Origin of the sequence: Proteus sp. PR00208, from assembly GCF_016238545.1 — a bacterium.
Classification (GTDB): Bacteria; Pseudomonadota; Gammaproteobacteria; order Enterobacterales; family Enterobacteriaceae; genus Proteus.
Window position 1 is genome coordinate 39,985 of record NZ_JAEHQE010000016.1, and the last position, 16,724, is coordinate 56,708.

The following is a 16,724-nucleotide window of genomic DNA, read 5'->3' on the forward strand; positions in this document are numbered from 1 at the left end:
AATAGTATTATCTCTTCCGAGCGATTAGCGATATTTTTGTTTAGAAATAAGGCATTGTTTTAACACTTTAAAGCTCAATTTTCCAGTTAAGGCGCTTTGAGTCGTAATAACAATGAAAGAAATGAGGCCATCTTCGAAAAAGAAAAAAAGAAAGAGGAAATAAAAAATAAGTAAATTATTAATGGATACTATCGGGTTTAGTTATTTTTAGAATTTTATTCTTTTTATATCTATATAAAAAGTGTGGTTATTTACAAAATCAAAACATTGAGTTAATGTTGTTAACATTTGGCGGGTGAGAAGTGAGACAAATATTATGTTTAATCTGAACACATTGATAAAACAACTATTATTTTAAATTTACTTATTTTTCTTATTATTTTTCAATATATAAAAACACTATAAATTTTAACAAAATTATTATTAAATAAAAGAAAGAGAAATAATAAGAATAGAGAAAAGAATTTATTCTTAAATTAAATAATTAATTAATAAAAATTAAATATTATTTTAAATATTATTATCGCAACATTAAAAATAGAATTCTTATTTTAAGTGTAAAAATAAAAAATAATCAAAAATTAAAAATAATTCATGATTATCAATCGGTTGCTTTTATTTTTACTTTTTTATCTATTTTTTACGTTTTGTCAAAATTTATTTTCAGTTTCATCATTAAGTAAACAGGGGTTTTTGTGGGGTAAAGGGAGGATTGAGATATTTTTTTATCATTTTTTCTATAAATAAAACAATTTATCTTCATGATTATAAAGATATTTATTTGATGGCTTTACACGATTAAGCGCTTAAATATCACTTTTAGATCTTGGTGCTATATTTTGAGTTCCTCTTTACGCCTTGCGCTCAAGGTGTTAAATTGATCACGTTTCCGAGATTTTGTTAGTAAAGTTTTATCTATTAATATTCCCTAACTCAACCTTGGTCACTTATAAACTCAGATTCTACTATCTTCTTAGTATTGTTCAGGCGAAACTCTTGTATCTTTATATTGAAACACTGAAGCAACGGCTGGATGCGATTAATCAACTCAGACTGGAACGAGCATTTGCATCGATGTGTGATGTTTTTAAACAGGTCTATGGTTTAATTCCTGTTTTATTGCATTACCACCATCCTGAGTTGCCCGGCTACATACAAGGAAATGTTCCTCACGGCACATGTTTCTTTGAACCCGATGACATGCAACGTCAATGGGCGAATAAGCTGGTTAACGCATTATGTGATGATCCGATGGATGGATACGCCAATGGAGAGTTGCCAATTACTGGCATCTATTCAATGGGGAGTACCTCTTCTATTGGTCAAAGTCACTGCTCCGATATTGATATTTGGGTCTGCCATCAATCATGGCTGGATCAAGATGAACGTGCACTTTTACAACGCAAATGCCAATTGATTGAACAATGGGCTGGCGAACTAGGTATTGATGTTACGTTTTTCTTAATTGATGAAAATAGATTTCGTCACCATGCAAGTGGTAGCTTAGGTGGAGAAGATTGCGGCTCTACCCAACATATTCTTTTACTTGATGAATTTTATCGCACAGCAGTACGCCTAGCAGGTAAACGCTTGCTATGGGCGATGGTGCCTATTGAAGAAGAACATCATTATGATGAATATGTTAACTCCCTTTATGCTCAAGGTGTATTAACGCCAAATGAGTGGTTAGATCTCGGGGGATTAGGTGAACTTTCTGCTGAAGAGTACTTTGGCGCAAGTTTATGGCAACTCTATAAAAGTGTCGATTCACCTTATAAAGCCGTACTAAAAAGTATTTTATTAGAAGCCTATTCAGCAGACTATCCTAATGGGAAGTTGCTGGCATTAGAAATGAAACAACATCTACACCGTGGCGAAATCGTTAATTACGGTTTAGATGCTTATTGTATGATGCTTGAGCGTGTCACTCGCTATTTGGTTTCTATTAATGATTTAACTCGCCTTGATCTTATCCGTCGCTGTTTCTACCTGAAAGTGTGTGAAAAATTATCTAACGAAAAAACACAAAACGAACCTGAAGGTTGGAGACGACAAGTCTTATCGCAATTGGTCACTCAATGGCAATGGGATAATGAGCGCTTAACAGTACTCGATACACGTGATAGCTGGAAAATCGAGCGTGTGCGTGATGCACACAATGAGTTATTAGATACGATGATGCAAAGCTATCGTAATCTTATTCGTTTTGCGCGTCGTAATAATTTAAGTGTCAGTGCAAGCCCACAAGATATCGGTGTCTTAACACGTAAGCTTTACGCTGCGTTTGAAGCATTACCGGGTAAAATCACACTGGTTAATCCACAAATATCACCTGATTTATCAGAGTCACATCTAACCTTTATTTATGTACCACAAGGTCGAGCAAATCGTAGCGGATGGTATTTATATAATCGTGCCCCTGATTTTGAAAATATCGTTGGACACCAACCATTAGAATATAACCGCTATTTAAATAAATTAGTGGCATGGTCTTATTTTAATGGGCTGTTAACAAAAGAGTCTCGAGTTTATATTCATCAAGGAGAATCTTCTTGTGATGAAATTAAACTGCATGAATTAGTCAGGGATATGTCGAGCCATTTCCCAATTCGTTTACCTGCACCAACACCGAAAGCACTGTATAGCCCTTGTGAAATTAGACATCTCGCGATTATTGTCAATTTAGAAACTGATCCAACAGAAAGTTTTTCTGATCACGTGGTTCACTTTGATTTTAGAAAACTCGATGTGTTTAGTTTCGGTGAAAAAGAGCAGTGTCTTATTGGTAGTATTGATTTGTTGTACCGTAACTCTTGGAATGAAGTTAGAACCCTTCATTTCAGTGGCACACAATCTATGTTGGAATCGTTAAAAACGATATTGGGTAAAATGCACCAAGATGCGGCTCCACCTGCCTCTGTGGAAGTATTTTGTTATAGCCAACATTTGCGTGGTTTAATCCGCACTCGTGTTCAGCAGTTAGTCTCAGAATGTATTGAATTGCGATTATCAACGAATCGTTTAGAGCCAGGTCGTTTTAAAGCTTTACGCATTGCTGGGCAAACGTGGGGATTGTTCTTTGAACGCCTCAATGTGTCGGTACAAAAATTAGAAAATGCTATCGAGTTTTATGGCGCAATTTCGTATAACAAGCTTCATGGGTTGCCAGTTAAATTAGATAAGGACGCCCGCTATTTACCTGCGGTGATTGATGGTTTTGCTTGTGAAGGGATTATTCAATTCTTCTTCGAAACCACAGAAGATAGTAATGTCTTTAATATCTATATATTAGATGAAGCAAATCGCGTTGAAATCTATTCCCATTGTGAAGGAAGTAAAGAAGAGTTAGTGAAAGATGTTAGTCGTTTCTACTCTTCATCTCATGATCGATTCACATACGGATCAAGCTTTATTAATTTTAATCTGCCGCAGTTTTATCAAATTGTGAAAGTGGAAGGATCAACTCAAGTGTTACCTTTTGCTGGTGGATCCTTTGGTAAATTATCCGATCTGGGTAGTAAAGAAACGCAACCTGAAATGAATGTTGTTGCCCACGGATTTACAGATTATAAAGCGGTACAGCATTCTTAATTAAGTACAAGCCAATAAACACAAATGGGAGCTTTGATAGCTCCCATTATTGTTGTTAATTGCGCTTATTAGAAAGAAAACGCTTCCCCACTTTGTTCTGTTATTGCTTGTGCCAGCATGGTTAAAAATTCACCACCACTTCTATCACAAATCCATTGTTCGTCTTTCCAATCAAAGTGATAGCCACCAGAGCGTGTCGCTAACCAAACTTGATGAAACGCTTCTTGGCGATTAATAATAATTTTACTATTATTTTCAAAGGTTAATGTCATTACACCGCCATTGATTTCACAATCAATATCTGCGTCACCTTCATAATTATCAATAGTTTGTTCTATTTCTGACAAGAGTTCATCAGCTAATTGGTGAAATTCACTGTCGTTCATCTTCATTTCCTATTTGCTTTTCGAGATCTAACTGCGATTATAGAGGATATTAACCAAATAAATGACAGGCAGATTTCGAATGAAAACGTATTTACGTTGCACTCTTGCTATAATAACACTGATTTCTCTTTCTGGTTGTGGCTTGAAAGGCCCTCTTTATTTCCCTCCTGAAGATACTCAGGCAAAAATGACACAGTCATCCCAGCCAACCCAGCAAGTTGAGAGCGACTCAACTCAGACCAATTAGTCAATCTTAGAAACGGTAATTTCGTTTCAGGCAGGGGCAAGATGCAATTTTCAAAAATGCATGGTCTTGGCAACGACTTTATGGTGGTCGATGCTGTGACTCAAAATGTTTATTTTTCACCAGAGTTAATATGTCGATTAGCGAATCGCCATACTGGTGTTGGGTTTGATCAATTATTGGTAGTTGAAGCACCTTATGATCCTGAACTCGATTTCCATTATCGCATTTTTAATGCTGATGGAAGTGAGGTTGCACAGTGTGGTAATGGTGCTCGTTGCTTTGCTCGATTTGTGAGATTAAAAGGACTTACAAACAAAAGAGAGATAAAAGTCAGTACGCAGTCTGGCAGAATGACCTTGCATGTTATGGACAATGATGATGTGTGCGTCAATATGGGCGAGCCCGAATTTGAACCTCAAAAAGTCCCTTTCCGTGCACAAAAGGCAGAAAAGACCTATATTATCAGGGCAATGGAACGCACTGTGTTATGCGGTGTAGTTTCAATGGGAAATCCTCATTGCGTTATTCAGGTTGAAGACATTAAAACAGCAGAAGTTGAGTTGTTAGGGCCTGTGTTAGAGCAACATGAACGTTTTCCTGAACGTGCTAATATTGGTTTTATGCAAATCGTAGACAGAAGTAATCTTCATTTGCGGGTATTTGAACGTGGTGCAGGTGAAACAAATGCCTGTGGTAGCGGGGCTTGTGCAGCTGTCGCAATTGGTATTTCACAAGGCTTATTAGATAAACGTGTGAAAGTCACCTTACCGGGTGGATCATTGCTAATTGAATGGAAAGGAGAGGGTAACTCTCTTTATATGACTGGGCCTGCGACACATATTTATGATGGGATCATTCAGCTATAATATTATTTTTTGAGAGGCTATCTGTATGACGGATAAAAATGAGCAGTTCTGTTGCCCTGAAACCAACGAACTTAATGATCAACAAGTGATCCGTTATCTCAGGGAACATCCTGGTTTTTTTATCCGTAATGCAAGCTATATTGAGCAAATGCAAGTTCCTCATCCCGTCAGAGGAACCGTTTCTTTAGTCGAATGGATAATGTCACGCCAACGTAACCGCATCCATTATCTTGAAGAAGATATGCGTTTGTTGATAGAACAAGCCTCTGAAAATGAAGCACTGTTTAGCCAACTCTTATTATTAATTTCTGAACTATCCAACAGTGCTTCTCTTCACGAAATGCTAGAACGATTAAACCTTTGGGCTAAGGGATTAGGGCTTTATTCAGTTCAATTACGTCTATTTACCGATCGTTGGCAATTACAGCCACCTTTAGATGCACAAGATCTCCCATTATCTCGCCAAGCATTTGAACATTTTCGCATTCAACGTATGGGTGATGATAACCACTATTTAGGTCCATTAAATGGGCAAGAGATAATGCTACTGATGCCTAATGTACGACGCTCTGGTTCCGTTGCGCTTTCATTGTTAGGGCATTATGGGGATTTGGGCGTGATTATTTTTAATAGCCGAGATAACCAACATTTTCAGGAAGGGATGGGAACAGTCATGCTGGATAAGCTTGCCCATATTTTACCAGAATTGTTACTTCGTTGGATTGCAAGGCAATGAATCAACCAATAGATATTCCAGAAACACTCTCTACCGCTATTGAACAATTCCTGCGTTATATTCAAGTTGAACGCCGATTAAGCCCTGTCACAGTAGAAAATTATCATCGCCAACTGACTGCATTAGCGCAAATGATGGTGGCAATGAATATCTGCGAATGGAAATCACTGGAAAGCCAACATGTGCGCATGTTATTGGCGAAAAGTCACCGTAGTGGATTACAACCCACCAGCCTTGCTTTGCGCTTTTCGGCGTTACGTAGCTTTCTTGATTGGCAAGTGGCACAAGGAATGTTAGACGTTAATCCAGCAAAAGGCATTCGCACACCTAAATCCGGTCGTCACCTTCCTAAAAATATGGATGTCGATGAAGTTAGCCAATTAATGAATATTGACTTAAAAGATCCTCTTTCTGTTAGAGATAGAACCATGCTGGAAGTGATGTATGGTGCAGGATTACGTCTATCAGAATTGACTAACTTAAATATTAGCGATATTGACATGAATGAAGGTGAAGTTCGTGTATTAGGTAAAGGAAGTAAAGAGCGAAAAGTTCCGCTAGGAAGAAAAGCGCTAGAGTGGTTACAAAATTGGTTTCCGATGCGAGAGCTCTATGCCCCTGAGGATAAAGCTGTCTTTATCTCAACCCAAAGTGGTAAGCGTTTATCGGTACGTAGCGTGCAAAAACGTTTTGAACTTTGGGGTATTAAACAAGGACTAAGTAGCCATGTGAATCCTCATAAATTACGCCACTCGTTTGCCACTCATTTATTGGAATCCAGTGGTGATTTACGTGCTGTACAAGAGTTATTAGGGCACGCTAATTTATCGACCACACAAGTTTATACCCACTTAGATTTTCAGCATTTAGCGAAAGTCTATGATGCTGCTCATCCGAGAGCTAAGAGAGAAAAATCATAATGCGCTTTTATAGAACTCTGACGCCAATTGCAGCGATGACTTTTGATTTAGATGACACGCTGTATGACAATGTGCCAGTAATGGATAAAACTGAAAAAGAGACGCTGGCCTTTATTCGTCAATATGATGAGCGTTTTAACCAATTCACAGAAAAAGATGTGAATGCCTATAAAAAGCCACTTCTAGAGAACAATCCTGATATTTTTCATGATATTACAAAATGGCGTTGGCTTGCGGCTAGAAACATGTTGTTAGATTATGGTTACAATGAAGCCAAAGCACAGCAAGGTGCTGATGAAATTATGGCGCACTTTGCTTATTGGCGTAGCCACATTAATGTGCCTAAAAATACTCATCAAGTCCTCACCGAATTGGCACAGAAAATCCCATTAATTGCGATCACAAATGGTAATGCAAACCCATTAAGTTGTGGTTTGGGACAGTATTTCTCACATATTTTAAAAGCCGGTCCCGATGGTCGCTCTAAGCCTTATCCTGATATGTTTGATAAAGCCTCCTCACTGTTAAATCTTCCACATGAGAAAATCCTACATGTGGGTGATCACCTTGTAACAGATGTTGAGGGTGCCGTTAATAGTGGATTACAAGCGTGCTGGATTAACCTTGATAACCGTAGCTTGTTTGAAGAAGGTGAAACCAGAGTAATGCCACATATTGAAATTACAGATTTAAGCAAACTGATAGAATTGGTTTAATGTGATGTTCGGTAAGAATGGCACAGATAAACGAGGCTAAAAAAGGCTTTATTTTGCATAGTGCGTAAATTCCTGTTAGTTTGTTGCTTACTCTCTATTTCTGTATATATCCACAGTATTTTTCTTCACTAAATGATTGGTAATTATGGACGTCTCATATCTGCTAGAAGGCCTTAACGATAAACAGCGCAAAGCTGTAGCCGCACCTCGTATTAATATGCTGGTGTTAGCTGGCGCAGGCAGTGGTAAAACACGGGTACTGGTACATCGTATCGCTTGGTTATTATCTGTTGAACAAGCTTCACCTTTTTCGATTATGGCAGTGACGTTTACCAATAAAGCCGCCGCAGAGATGCGCCATCGTATTGAAGACTTAATTGGTACAAGCCAAGGTGGCATGTGGATTGGTACTTTCCATAGCCTGGCTCATCGTTTATTGCGAGCGCATTATCTTGATGCGAATTTGCCACAAGACTTCCAAATTATTGACAGTGATGATCAATATCGCCTTATTCGTCGTATTGTTAAGTCAATGAATCTTGATGATAAACAGTGGCCTGCGCGTCAAGGTATGTGGTATATCAACGGTAAAAAAGATGAAGGTTTACGTCCTCAACATATTCAAACTTATGGCAATCCTGTTGAAACCACTTGGCTGAAAGTATACCAAGCTTATCAAGAAGCGTGCGATCGCGCAGGGCTTGTGGACTTTGCAGAGCTTTTATTACGTGCTCATGAACTTTGGTTAAACAAACCGCAAATTTTGGAGCACTACCAAAACCGTTTTACCAATATTTTAGTGGATGAGTTTCAAGATACTAACCGCATTCAATATGCGTGGATAAGAATGTTGGCAGGTCAATCTGGTAAAGTCATGATTGTGGGTGATGATGATCAATCCATCTATGGTTGGCGCGGTGCGCAAGTTGAGAATATTCAAAATTTCTTAAATGAATTTCCTGGTGCAGAAACCATTCGATTAGAGCAAAACTATCGTTCGACAAGCAATATTTTAAAAGCGGCGAATGCGTTAATTGCAAATAACAGTGACAGATTAGGTAAAAATCTGTGGACTGAGGGTGCCGAAGGTGAGCCTATCTCGCTTTATTGCGCCTTTAATGATTTGGATGAAGCCCGCTATGTGGTTGGGCGGATCAAGCGTTGGCAAGAAGAAGGCGGCGCGCTAACAGATTGCGCCATTCTTTATCGTAGTAATGCGCAATCTCGTGTGATGGAAGAGGCGTTATTACAAGCCGCAATGCCATACCGTATTTATGGTGGTCAACGATTTTTTGAACGCCAAGAAATCAAAGATGCACTTTCTTATATGCGATTAACAGCTAATCGCCATGATGATGCTTCTTTTGAGCGTGTTGTGAATACACCAACCCGAGGCATTGGTGATAGAACCTTAGATATTGTTCGTCAAGTGGCAAGAGATAACCAGATTACCTTATGGGAAAGTGCATTGCAGGTTATCGAGCATAAAATGCTGGCAGGGCGTGCAACCGCGGCCATTCAGCGGTTCTTAGAGTTAATTGAGACGTTAGCTTCTGAAACGGCTGATATGCCACTACATGTGCAAACAGACCGAATTATTCGTGATTCAGGCTTAAAAGCGATGTATGAGCAAGAAAAAGGTGAAAAAGCTCAAGCTCGTATTGAAAACTTGGAAGAGTTGGTTACGGCAACTCGCCAATTTAGTTATCAAGATGAAGACGAAGATTTAATGCCACTGCAAGCGTTTCTTTCACATGCCGCATTAGAATCAGGCGAAAGCCAAGCTGATGCATATCAAGATGCCGTACAGTTAATGACACTTCACTCCGCTAAAGGGCTCGAGTTTTCACAAGTCTTTATTGTGGGTGTAGAAGAGGGTATGTTCCCAAGTCAAATGTCGTTGGATGAAGGTGGTCGCTTGGAAGAAGAGCGTCGCTTGGCGTATGTTGGCGTTACCCGAGCAATGAAAAAGTTAACGCTCACTTACGCTGAAAACCGCCGTTTATATGGAAAAGAAGTCAGTCATCGTCCTTCTCGTTTTATTGGTGAGTTACCGAAAGAGTGTGTTGAAGAAGTCCGTTTACGCGCAACAGTTTCACGCCCTGTTAATCATAGTCGTTTAGGGACTCCGATTATCAGCAATGATACGGGCTATTCACTTGGACAACGAGTGAAGCACCCTAAATTTGGTGACGGTACTATCATTAATATCGAAGGCAGTGGTGAACATTGCCGATTACAAATTGCCTTTAATGGTGAAGGTATTAAATGGCTGGTGGCAGCATTTGCTCGACTGGAATAAACCTCAATTAGAGTGAATTAGCATTACCTCAATATAAAAAAACACCCTTACTTATTTAATAGATAAGCTGGGGTGTTTTTTTTAAGGGAAGTTCAAGTTGGTTACTTAATAATCTCGTTATCTATTCTTACTTAACGGGATTAATTGATGAAAATCTCTAGCGTATTTTTTCATGCCTACTCTTTTGTCGCACCTTGCACGCGAACGTCTTCTGTCTCTTTTTCTAGTAATGAATTGTTGATCGAAAATACTGAGGAAGTCCTTTGTGATACCTATTATCCCAGCGAACCTATCAATGAATTTGAAGAAGATCTCTATTGTAAATTGCTGAGGCATCAGCGTGATTTTGTTCCTCGAATCAATCTCTATCCTTGGATTGTGATTAACCGTATTCAAGTGATTAATAACTCAATATCAGCACTGTTTAGGCGCTCGTGTCGGTATGTGGAAGAGATAGCGAAGAATGCACATCTATTAAAGAAAAATCAGAAGAGAAAATGCTCTTCCGCTTTTACTCAAATTGGTAATTTAGCGGAAGAGTGAGTATGTACTAACTACGTCTTAAACGACGTTGAGTATAGAGCGCATCAAGTGTAAAGAGGATCAGCGCAACCCAAATAAAGCCAAAGGTCACTAATCGTTCTGCATCAATTTGTTCGCCATATACCATGGTGGCAAGAATAAACATCAAGGTTGGACCAATATATTGGAAAAAGCCCAAAGTTGATAAACGCAGATGATGCGCCGCTTCTGTAAATAGCAATAATGGTACGGTTGTAATGATACCAGCTGCGATTAACAGGGTATTTAACGACCAACTGTTTTCAAGCATATTGCTCGTCGGTGAATGTGTGAAAAATAAGATATAAACTAATGCAACAGGGAATAGCCATAATGTTTCTACCAACATACCTGTTTGTGCATCGACACCCAATTTTTTGCGCAGTAAGCCATAAAGACCAAAAGTCACGGCGAGGCTTAATCCAATCACGGGGACTGAACCAAAGTGCCAGAGTTGAATAAATACACCAGTAAATGCTAACCCTACCGCGACCCATTGCATACGGCGGAAGCGCTCGCTCAAGAAAAGCATGCCAAACAGTACATTAACCAGTGGGTTAATAAAGTAACCAAGGCTGGCTTCTAGCATATAGCCGTGGTTAACCGCCCATATATAGGTAAGCCAGTTAGTTGCGATAATGACGGCAGTCAGTGCTAAAAGAAGAATTTTTTTAGGTTGACGTATTAATTGGCGCAAATAAGGCCAATGACGGCTGATAGTCATTAAAATCAACATAAAAAAGAACGACCATAAAATACGGTGCGTTAAGATCTCTTCTGCGGGCACTTCTTGAATGCTTTTAAAATAAACAGGGGCAATACCCCAGATCAAATAGGCGCCTAAGGCACATAAAACGCCTTTCATCGTGTTTTTCTGGCTCATGCTATCTCTGGAATTGATGGAAAGGAAAAGTGTGACGGGGTTATCATACCCAATGACATTATCTAATGTGTCATTAGGCATGTATTTTTACAAGTAATTAATATCAATCTAAGCATCATAAAGCGCAATGAATCTTAACAAAGTATTAACCTACGATATAGGTTGCTGTCCCGCTCGCAATATGAACTTGTTTTTCATTATGTAATTCAACACGAGCAACAGACACTTTATTACCACTGCGTAAAATATGGCTACTTGCAGTAAAACATTCTCCACGTCCTGGTCTTAAATAATCAACACGTAAATCAATTGTGCCCATGTTAGCAAGTTTCTGTTCGAGTTGCTCTTGGGATATTGGTGCTAAACGTGTTAATGCGTTACCGACACAAACTAATCCCGCACTAACATCAAGTACAGAAGCAATAAGTCCGCCATGTAAGATACGTTGAGCAATATTACCAACAAGTTTATCTTGATACCGAAATTGAATTTCAGCGTAGTCTTGTTCAAAGCGAACTAGCTCTAAGCCGATTAATTGATTAAAGGGCATCTTATAAACAAAAACATGACCAATAAGTGCTTGAGCCTCTTCTAATGTTAACTGTTTTTCCATTTTTAGAACCCCTGACATCACGTTATTAAGTTAATACTATGTTAATAATACATGACAAAATCGTAATTGCACATTTGTGCTATAAATATAATGGTATAAAAATATACGAGATTTAATGGCGATTACGTGTAAAATATGGGCGCTAAAGTGTAATAAAGCACATATATAAGAACTAATTCTAAAGTAAGTACTAACTTTTTATATTATTCAATAATGAGACAGGATAATTAACTATGCGTTACATCCGTTCTTTACTCGCGGTGGCTTTATTCTATCCAGCATGGGGATTTGCATCCGAAATACCAGCATCATCATCTCCTGCACCGCTTGTTCAGGGCAGTATTATTTCTGGTTTATTACAAGAATACGATTCACCTTTTGTTCTTTATCCTTATGAATCCAATTATATTATTTATACGAAAACCTCTGATATGAATAAAGAGGCTATTCAAAGTTATGATTGGGGGAATAAGGCTAAAAAAGATGAGGTGAAATTTCAACTCAGTCTTGCCTTCCCTTTATGGCGCGGTATTGCAGGTGAAAACTCTGTTTTAGCAGCATCTTATACCCAACGCTCTTGGTGGCAATTAAGCAATAAGAAAGAATCTGCCCCTTTCCGTGAGACAAACTATGAACCTCAACTCTTTTTAGGTTGGGCAACAGACTATAAATTTGCGGGTTGGACACTACGTGAAATAGAAACGGGTTTTAACCACGAATCGAATGGGCGCTCTGATCCCACATCTCGTAGTTGGAACCGTGCTTATGCACGTTTTATGGCACAAAAAGGCAATTTGCAGCTTGATTTAAAACCTTGGTATCGCTTTAGTGAAAGTGCTCAACGTGATGATAATCCAGAAATTAATCGCTATATGGGCTATTACCGTTTAAAAGCAGGCTATCGCTTAGGCGATAGTGTGATCACTGCGACAGGGCGTTATAACTGGAACAGTGGCTATGGGGCGGCTGAATTAGGCTGGAGCTACCCAATTACTAAGCATGTACGCTTTTATACCCAAGTATTTAGTGGTTATGGCGAATCAATGATTGATTATAATTTCCGTCAGACGCGGGTCGGTGTTGGCGTGATGCTTAATGATATGCTGTAATTTTCCCCGTTCTGGGTTAGCATAGCGCTATAAATGATGATGGCACCTTCACATTGGTGCCTTTTCTTTTACTCCTCATCATAGTTTTTATCAGCAGCTTTTCAGAGGAACGGCGTGTCCACAGCAGAAGTTCTTAATTCAATGCCATCAGCACAGGCTATTTTGCGAGAAACCTTTGGTTATCAGCAATTTCGCCCTGGTCAGCAAGAAATCATCCATACCATTACAACTGGGAGAGATTGTCTAGTTGTGATGCCGACAGGGGGTGGTAAATCCCTTTGTTATCAAATTCCCGCATTATTGCTTGATGGGCTGACTGTGGTTGTTTCGCCACTCATCTCACTGATGAAAGATCAGGTTGATCAACTTTGCCTTCATGGTATTGAAGCTGCTTATTTAAATTCAACCCAAACGCGTGAAGAGCAGTTTGATGTTCAAATACGTTGTCAAAAGGGTGAAATAAAACTGCTGTATATTGCCCCTGAACGTTTAATGATGGAGAGTTTTCTTCATCAATTAGTGCAATGGAAACCTGCATTATTAGCGGTTGATGAAGCGCATTGTATTTCACAATGGGGTCATGATTTTCGTCCTGAATATCGCGGTATAGGATTATTAAGACAATATCTTCCTGATGTGCCGATTATTGCACTGACGGCAACGGCGGATAATACAACACGTTTCGATATTATTAATCAGCTAGTGTTACGTGACCCTCTGATTCATATCAGCAGTTTCGATAGACCGAATATCCGCTACACTTTAGTAGAGAAATACAAACCGCTTGATCAACTTTGGCTATTTATTCGCGGTCAGAAAGGAAAATCTGGCATTATTTACTGTAACAGTCGCAGTAAAGTCGAAGAAACCGCCGAGCGCCTGAGTAAACGAGGATTAAGCATTGCGGGTTATCATGCAGGAATGGAAATAGCACAGCGTGCTAAAGTACAAGAAGCTTTCCAGCGAGATGATTTGCAAATTGTGGTTGCCACAGTTGCATTTGGTATGGGTATCAATAAACTCAATGTACGTTTTGTGGTTCACTTTGATATTCCTCGTAATATTGAATCCTATTACCAAGAAACAGGGCGTGCAGGGCGAGATGGATTGCCTGCTGAAGCGGTATTATTTTATGATCCTGCCGATATGGCGTGGTTGCGTCGTTGTTTAGATGAAAAGCCAGAAAGTGACCAAAAAGCGATTGAAATGCATAAGCTTAATGCGATGGGTGCATTCGCAGAAGCACAAACGTGCCGACGCTTAGTGTTACTTAATTACTTCGATGAACATCGACAAAATGCCTGCGGTAACTGTGATATTTGCCTTGATCCCCCTAAACAATATGATGGTTTAGTGGATGCCCAAAAAGCCTTATCCTGTATTTATCGCACAGGTCAGCACTTTGGTATCGGTTATATTGTTGAAATATTAAGAGGCGCGAATAATCAGCGTATTCGCGATTCTGGACACGATACATTACCTGTTTATGGTATTGGTAAAGCGCAAAGCCATGAACATTGGGTGAGTGTGATCCGCCAGCTTATTCATTTAGGTATGGTGACACAAAATATTGTCCATCGCTCTGCATTACAACTGACAGAGATGGCTAGACCAATCTTGCGTGGTGAAGTGCCATTACAATTAGCCGTACCTAGATTATTAAGCCCGACAAAAAGCCGTAATCAACAAACAAAAAATACCCATAGACAGTACGATAGAAAATTGTTTGCGAAACTACGTAAATTACGTAAGTCTATTGCTGATGAAGAAAACATTCCGCCATTTGTCGTTTTTAATGATGTCACATTGATAGAAATGGCAGAGCAGTGCCCCGTTTACCCTGATGAATTGTTATTAATAAACGGTGTTGGGCAACGAAAATTAGAACGATTTGGACCCGCGTTTATGACACTCATTCGTGACCATATTGAGGGCTTTGAATAACGCCAATAAGGAGAGCCAATGACAACCACCCTATTTAAATATTCGTGGTTATCTCGCGAAAAGCAGTTTTCTGCTTTTACGAACGGCGTCTTATTGGATTTTTGGAGCCAACGTGAAGAAGGTGAGTTTATTGGTGTTGATGGCGTCAAAATTCGTTATGTTCATTGGCGCTCACCATCGCACAATAAAGCACTGGTTATTGCTTCAGGTCGGAGTGAAAGCTATGTAAAGTATCCTGAAGTTGCGTTTGATTTCTTTCACTCAGGCTATGATGTTTTTCTTCTCGATCATCGAGGTCAAGGGCTTTCTGACCGACTTCTGGATGATACTCAAAAAGGGCATGTCGAAAAATTTAGTGATTATATTGATGATTTCTCAACTTTCGTCGATACGATTGTTTTGCCTTATCAATATAAACATTATTTTGCTTTAGCCCATTCAATGGGTGGCGCAATTTTAGCAGGCTATCTACTTCGACAGCCTGATGTGTTTAAAGCAGCAGCGCTATGTGCGCCGATGTTTGGCATTAAATTACCTATACCTCGCTGGGTGGCTAATTTTTTAGTTAACCGAGCAGAACAAAGTCAATCTGAAAGAAATAACTATGCGGTATCAACAGGTAAATGGTTTCCACTGCCATTTATCCTTAATGTGTTAACACATAGCCATGAGCGATATCGCCGGTATTTACGTTATTATGCTGATTTTCCAGAACTACGATTAGGCGGACCGACTTATCATTGGATGGGAGAAAGTCTAAAAATGGGAGATTGGTTAATTGAACATGCGGGAGAGATTAATACCCCTCTATTAGTGCTCGAAGCAGAGCATGATAAGGTGGTAGATAATCAAGAGCTAAGGGCTTTCTGTGAACGTTATAGTCAGTCCAGAACAAGAGAAGAAAAGCAAAAATTGCCACTGGTGATTGAGGGTGCGCATCATGAAATCTTGTTCGAAATAGATAAGCTACGCTCACAAGCATTAAATGAAATCTGTGAGTTTTATGATAAGCATTTATTTTAATCAGGAATGTGTATGTATTCGATAGTCGCTTCAGATCTTGATGGCACACTGTTATCACCTAATCATGTATTAACTCCCTATACGCAAGAAACCCTGCATCTACTTATTAATAAAGGCGTGCATTTTGTATTCGCAACAGGTCGTCATCATGTTGATGTTGCTCAAATTCGTGATGGATTAGGCATTAACGCTTATATGATAACCTCTAATGGTGCACGAGTGCATAACACTCATGGCGACCTTATTTTTAGCCAAGATCTTGAGCCTGAAATTGCTTATGACTTGTCTTTGTGTGTTTTTGATCACCCTGAAATTGAAACTAATATTTACGCTGGCGACTATTGGTATGTTAATAAAGAAATGCCAGGAGCTTGTGAGTTCTTTCGAGAATCGGATTTTAATTATGAGCTGTTTTGTAAAACAGGGTTTCCGACCACCAATGTCTGTAAGGTCTTCTTCACCTCTGATGATCATGAACTGTTGCTGACACTGGAAAGTGAAATTAATCAGCGCTGGGGTGATAAGGTCAATGTGAGTTTCTCACTGCGTAATTGCTTAGAGGTGATGGCGGGTGGTGTATCTAAAGGTGAAGCTCTCGAGAAAGTGGCTAAATTGATGCAACACACTGCCAAAGATGCAGTTGCGTTTGGTGATGGTATGAATGACAAAGAGATGCTACAGATAGCTGGTAAAGGTTGCATTATGGAAAATGCGCATCAGACATTAAAAGATTTACTCCCAAATATGGAAGTGATCGGAACTAATGCTGATGAAGCTGTACCTCATTATTTACGTAAATTATACCAAGTGTGATCCTCCCTAAAAGA

At 39.2% G+C, this 16,724-nt stretch carries 15 protein-coding genes; 12 read left to right on the forward strand and 3 right to left on the reverse strand.

Translation table 11 applies throughout. The features are described from left to right. The first annotated feature begins 996 nt into the window (after positions 1-996). The gene (locus JEP36_RS11920; protein ID WP_198626372.1) at positions 997-3,591 is read left to right on the forward strand and encodes a class I adenylate cyclase; all 2,595 of its coding nucleotides are present in this window, start codon (positions 997-999) and stop codon (positions 3,589-3,591) included. A 68-nt stretch (positions 3,592-3,659) separates the two neighbouring features. Here JEP36_RS11920 and cyaY read toward each other — a convergent pair whose 3' ends face one another. Continuing rightward, positions 3,660-3,977, reverse strand: a complete 318-nt coding sequence (gene cyaY / locus JEP36_RS11925; protein WP_088494024.1) for an iron donor protein CyaY — start codon at positions 3,975-3,977, stop codon at positions 3,660-3,662. 79 nt (positions 3,978-4,056) lie between these two features. Here cyaY and lptM point away from each other — a divergent pair, with 79 nt between their 5' ends. The 7 genes from lptM (at position 4,057) to JEP36_RS11960 (ending at position 10,307) form a co-directional block, all read left to right on the forward strand. Beyond that, positions 4,057-4,224 (forward strand): LPS translocon maturation chaperone LptM, encoded by a 168-nt coding sequence (lptM, locus tag JEP36_RS11930; protein ID WP_151436666.1) that lies wholly within the window; start codon positions 4,057-4,059, stop codon positions 4,222-4,224. A 41-nt stretch (positions 4,225-4,265) separates the two neighbouring features. Then, positions 4,266-5,090: a diaminopimelate epimerase gene (dapF, locus tag JEP36_RS11935; RefSeq protein WP_099076350.1), complete on the forward strand. Its 825-nt coding sequence runs from the start codon at positions 4,266-4,268 to the stop codon at positions 5,088-5,090. Positions 5,091-5,115: 25 nt separating this feature from the next. Then, positions 5,116-5,826, forward strand: a complete 711-nt coding sequence (locus tag JEP36_RS11940) for a DUF484 domain-containing protein (protein ID WP_198630244.1) — start codon at positions 5,116-5,118, stop codon at positions 5,824-5,826. Then, positions 5,823-6,746 carry a tyrosine recombinase XerC gene (gene xerC / locus JEP36_RS11945; RefSeq protein ID WP_160229887.1) on the forward strand — a complete coding sequence of 308 codons (924 nt, stop codon included), beginning with the start codon at positions 5,823-5,825 and terminating at the stop codon, positions 6,744-6,746. Before JEP36_RS11940 ends, xerC begins: the two co-directional genes overlap by 4 nt. Then, the gene (gene yigB, locus JEP36_RS11950; RefSeq protein WP_198620242.1) at positions 6,746-7,462 is read left to right on the forward strand and encodes a 5-amino-6-(5-phospho-D-ribitylamino)uracil phosphatase YigB; all 717 of its coding nucleotides are present in this window, start codon (positions 6,746-6,748) and stop codon (positions 7,460-7,462) included. The genes xerC and yigB overlap by 1 nt, the downstream gene beginning before the upstream one ends. Positions 7,463-7,607: 145 nt before the next feature. Continuing rightward, positions 7,608-9,764: a DNA helicase II gene (uvrD, locus tag JEP36_RS11955; protein WP_198630245.1), complete on the forward strand. Its 2,157-nt coding sequence runs from the start codon at positions 7,608-7,610 to the stop codon at positions 9,762-9,764. A 147-nt stretch (positions 9,765-9,911) separates the two neighbouring features. Beyond that, positions 9,912-10,307, forward strand: coding sequence for a hypothetical protein (locus JEP36_RS11960; protein WP_198630246.1), 396 nt, complete (start codon positions 9,912-9,914; stop codon positions 10,305-10,307). Positions 10,308-10,314: 7 nt separating this feature from the next. On the opposite strand, the gene rarD is transcribed toward JEP36_RS11960, so the two are convergent. Continuing rightward, positions 10,315-11,208, reverse strand: coding sequence for an EamA family transporter RarD (gene rarD / locus JEP36_RS11965; RefSeq protein WP_099076355.1), 894 nt, complete (start codon positions 11,206-11,208; stop codon positions 10,315-10,317). 145 nt (positions 11,209-11,353) lie between these two features. Continuing rightward, positions 11,354-11,821 carry a thioesterase family protein gene (locus JEP36_RS11970; protein ID WP_109372720.1) on the reverse strand — a complete coding sequence of 156 codons (468 nt, stop codon included), beginning with the start codon at positions 11,819-11,821 and terminating at the stop codon, positions 11,354-11,356. Between the two features lie 233 nt (positions 11,822-12,054). Between JEP36_RS11970 and pldA the strand changes: the two genes are divergently transcribed. From pldA to yigL, 4 genes are all read left to right on the forward strand, one after another. Then, on the forward strand, positions 12,055-12,930 hold the full coding sequence (gene pldA / locus JEP36_RS11975; RefSeq protein ID WP_109372719.1) for a phospholipase A: 876 nt from the start codon (positions 12,055-12,057) through the stop codon (positions 12,928-12,930). Positions 12,931-13,044: 114 nt separating this feature from the next. Continuing rightward, positions 13,045-14,874, forward strand: coding sequence for an ATP-dependent DNA helicase RecQ (recQ, locus tag JEP36_RS11980; protein WP_198630247.1), 1,830 nt, complete (start codon positions 13,045-13,047; stop codon positions 14,872-14,874). Positions 14,875-14,892: 18 nt separating this feature from the next. Then, positions 14,893-15,897 (forward strand): lysophospholipase L2, encoded by a 1,005-nt coding sequence (gene pldB / locus JEP36_RS11985; protein ID WP_198620238.1) that lies wholly within the window; start codon positions 14,893-14,895, stop codon positions 15,895-15,897. A 12-nt stretch (positions 15,898-15,909) separates the two neighbouring features. Then, a complete protein-coding gene (yigL, locus tag JEP36_RS11990) occupies positions 15,910-16,710 on the forward strand; it encodes a sugar/pyridoxal phosphate phosphatase YigL (protein ID WP_109372716.1) in 801 nt (266 codons plus the stop codon). Positions 16,711-16,724: the final 14 nt, after the last annotated feature.

What these genes read in the sequence shown, in the direction of transcription:
- uvrD (WP_198630245.1), top strand. Translation starts at nt 7,608, where the DNA reads ATGGACGTCTCATATCTGCTAGAAGGCCTTAACGATAAACAGCGCAAA.
- pldB (WP_198620238.1), top strand. Translation starts at nt 14,893, where the DNA reads ATGACAACCACCCTATTTAAATATTCGTGGTTATCTCGCGAAAAGCAG.
- JEP36_RS11940 (WP_198630244.1), top strand. Translation starts at nt 5,116, where the DNA reads ATGACGGATAAAAATGAGCAGTTCTGTTGCCCTGAAACCAACGAACTT.
- pldA (WP_109372719.1), top strand. Translation starts at nt 12,055, where the DNA reads ATGCGTTACATCCGTTCTTTACTCGCGGTGGCTTTATTCTATCCAGCA.
- lptM (WP_151436666.1), top strand. Translation starts at nt 4,057, where the DNA reads ATGAAAACGTATTTACGTTGCACTCTTGCTATAATAACACTGATTTCT.
- cyaY (WP_088494024.1), bottom strand. Translation starts at nt 3,977, where the DNA reads ATGAACGACAGTGAATTTCACCAATTAGCTGATGAACTCTTGTCAGAA.
- dapF (WP_099076350.1), top strand. Translation starts at nt 4,266, where the DNA reads ATGCAATTTTCAAAAATGCATGGTCTTGGCAACGACTTTATGGTGGTC.
- rarD (WP_099076355.1), bottom strand. Translation starts at nt 11,208, where the DNA reads ATGAGCCAGAAAAACACGATGAAAGGCGTTTTATGTGCCTTAGGCGCC.
- yigB (WP_198620242.1), top strand. Translation starts at nt 6,746, where the DNA reads ATGCGCTTTTATAGAACTCTGACGCCAATTGCAGCGATGACTTTTGAT.
- xerC (WP_160229887.1), top strand. Translation starts at nt 5,823, where the DNA reads ATGAATCAACCAATAGATATTCCAGAAACACTCTCTACCGCTATTGAA.
- yigL (WP_109372716.1), top strand. Translation starts at nt 15,910, where the DNA reads ATGTATTCGATAGTCGCTTCAGATCTTGATGGCACACTGTTATCACCT.
- JEP36_RS11960 (WP_198630246.1), top strand. Translation starts at nt 9,912, where the DNA reads ATGAAAATCTCTAGCGTATTTTTTCATGCCTACTCTTTTGTCGCACCT.
- JEP36_RS11970 (WP_109372720.1), bottom strand. Translation starts at nt 11,821, where the DNA reads ATGGAAAAACAGTTAACATTAGAAGAGGCTCAAGCACTTATTGGTCAT.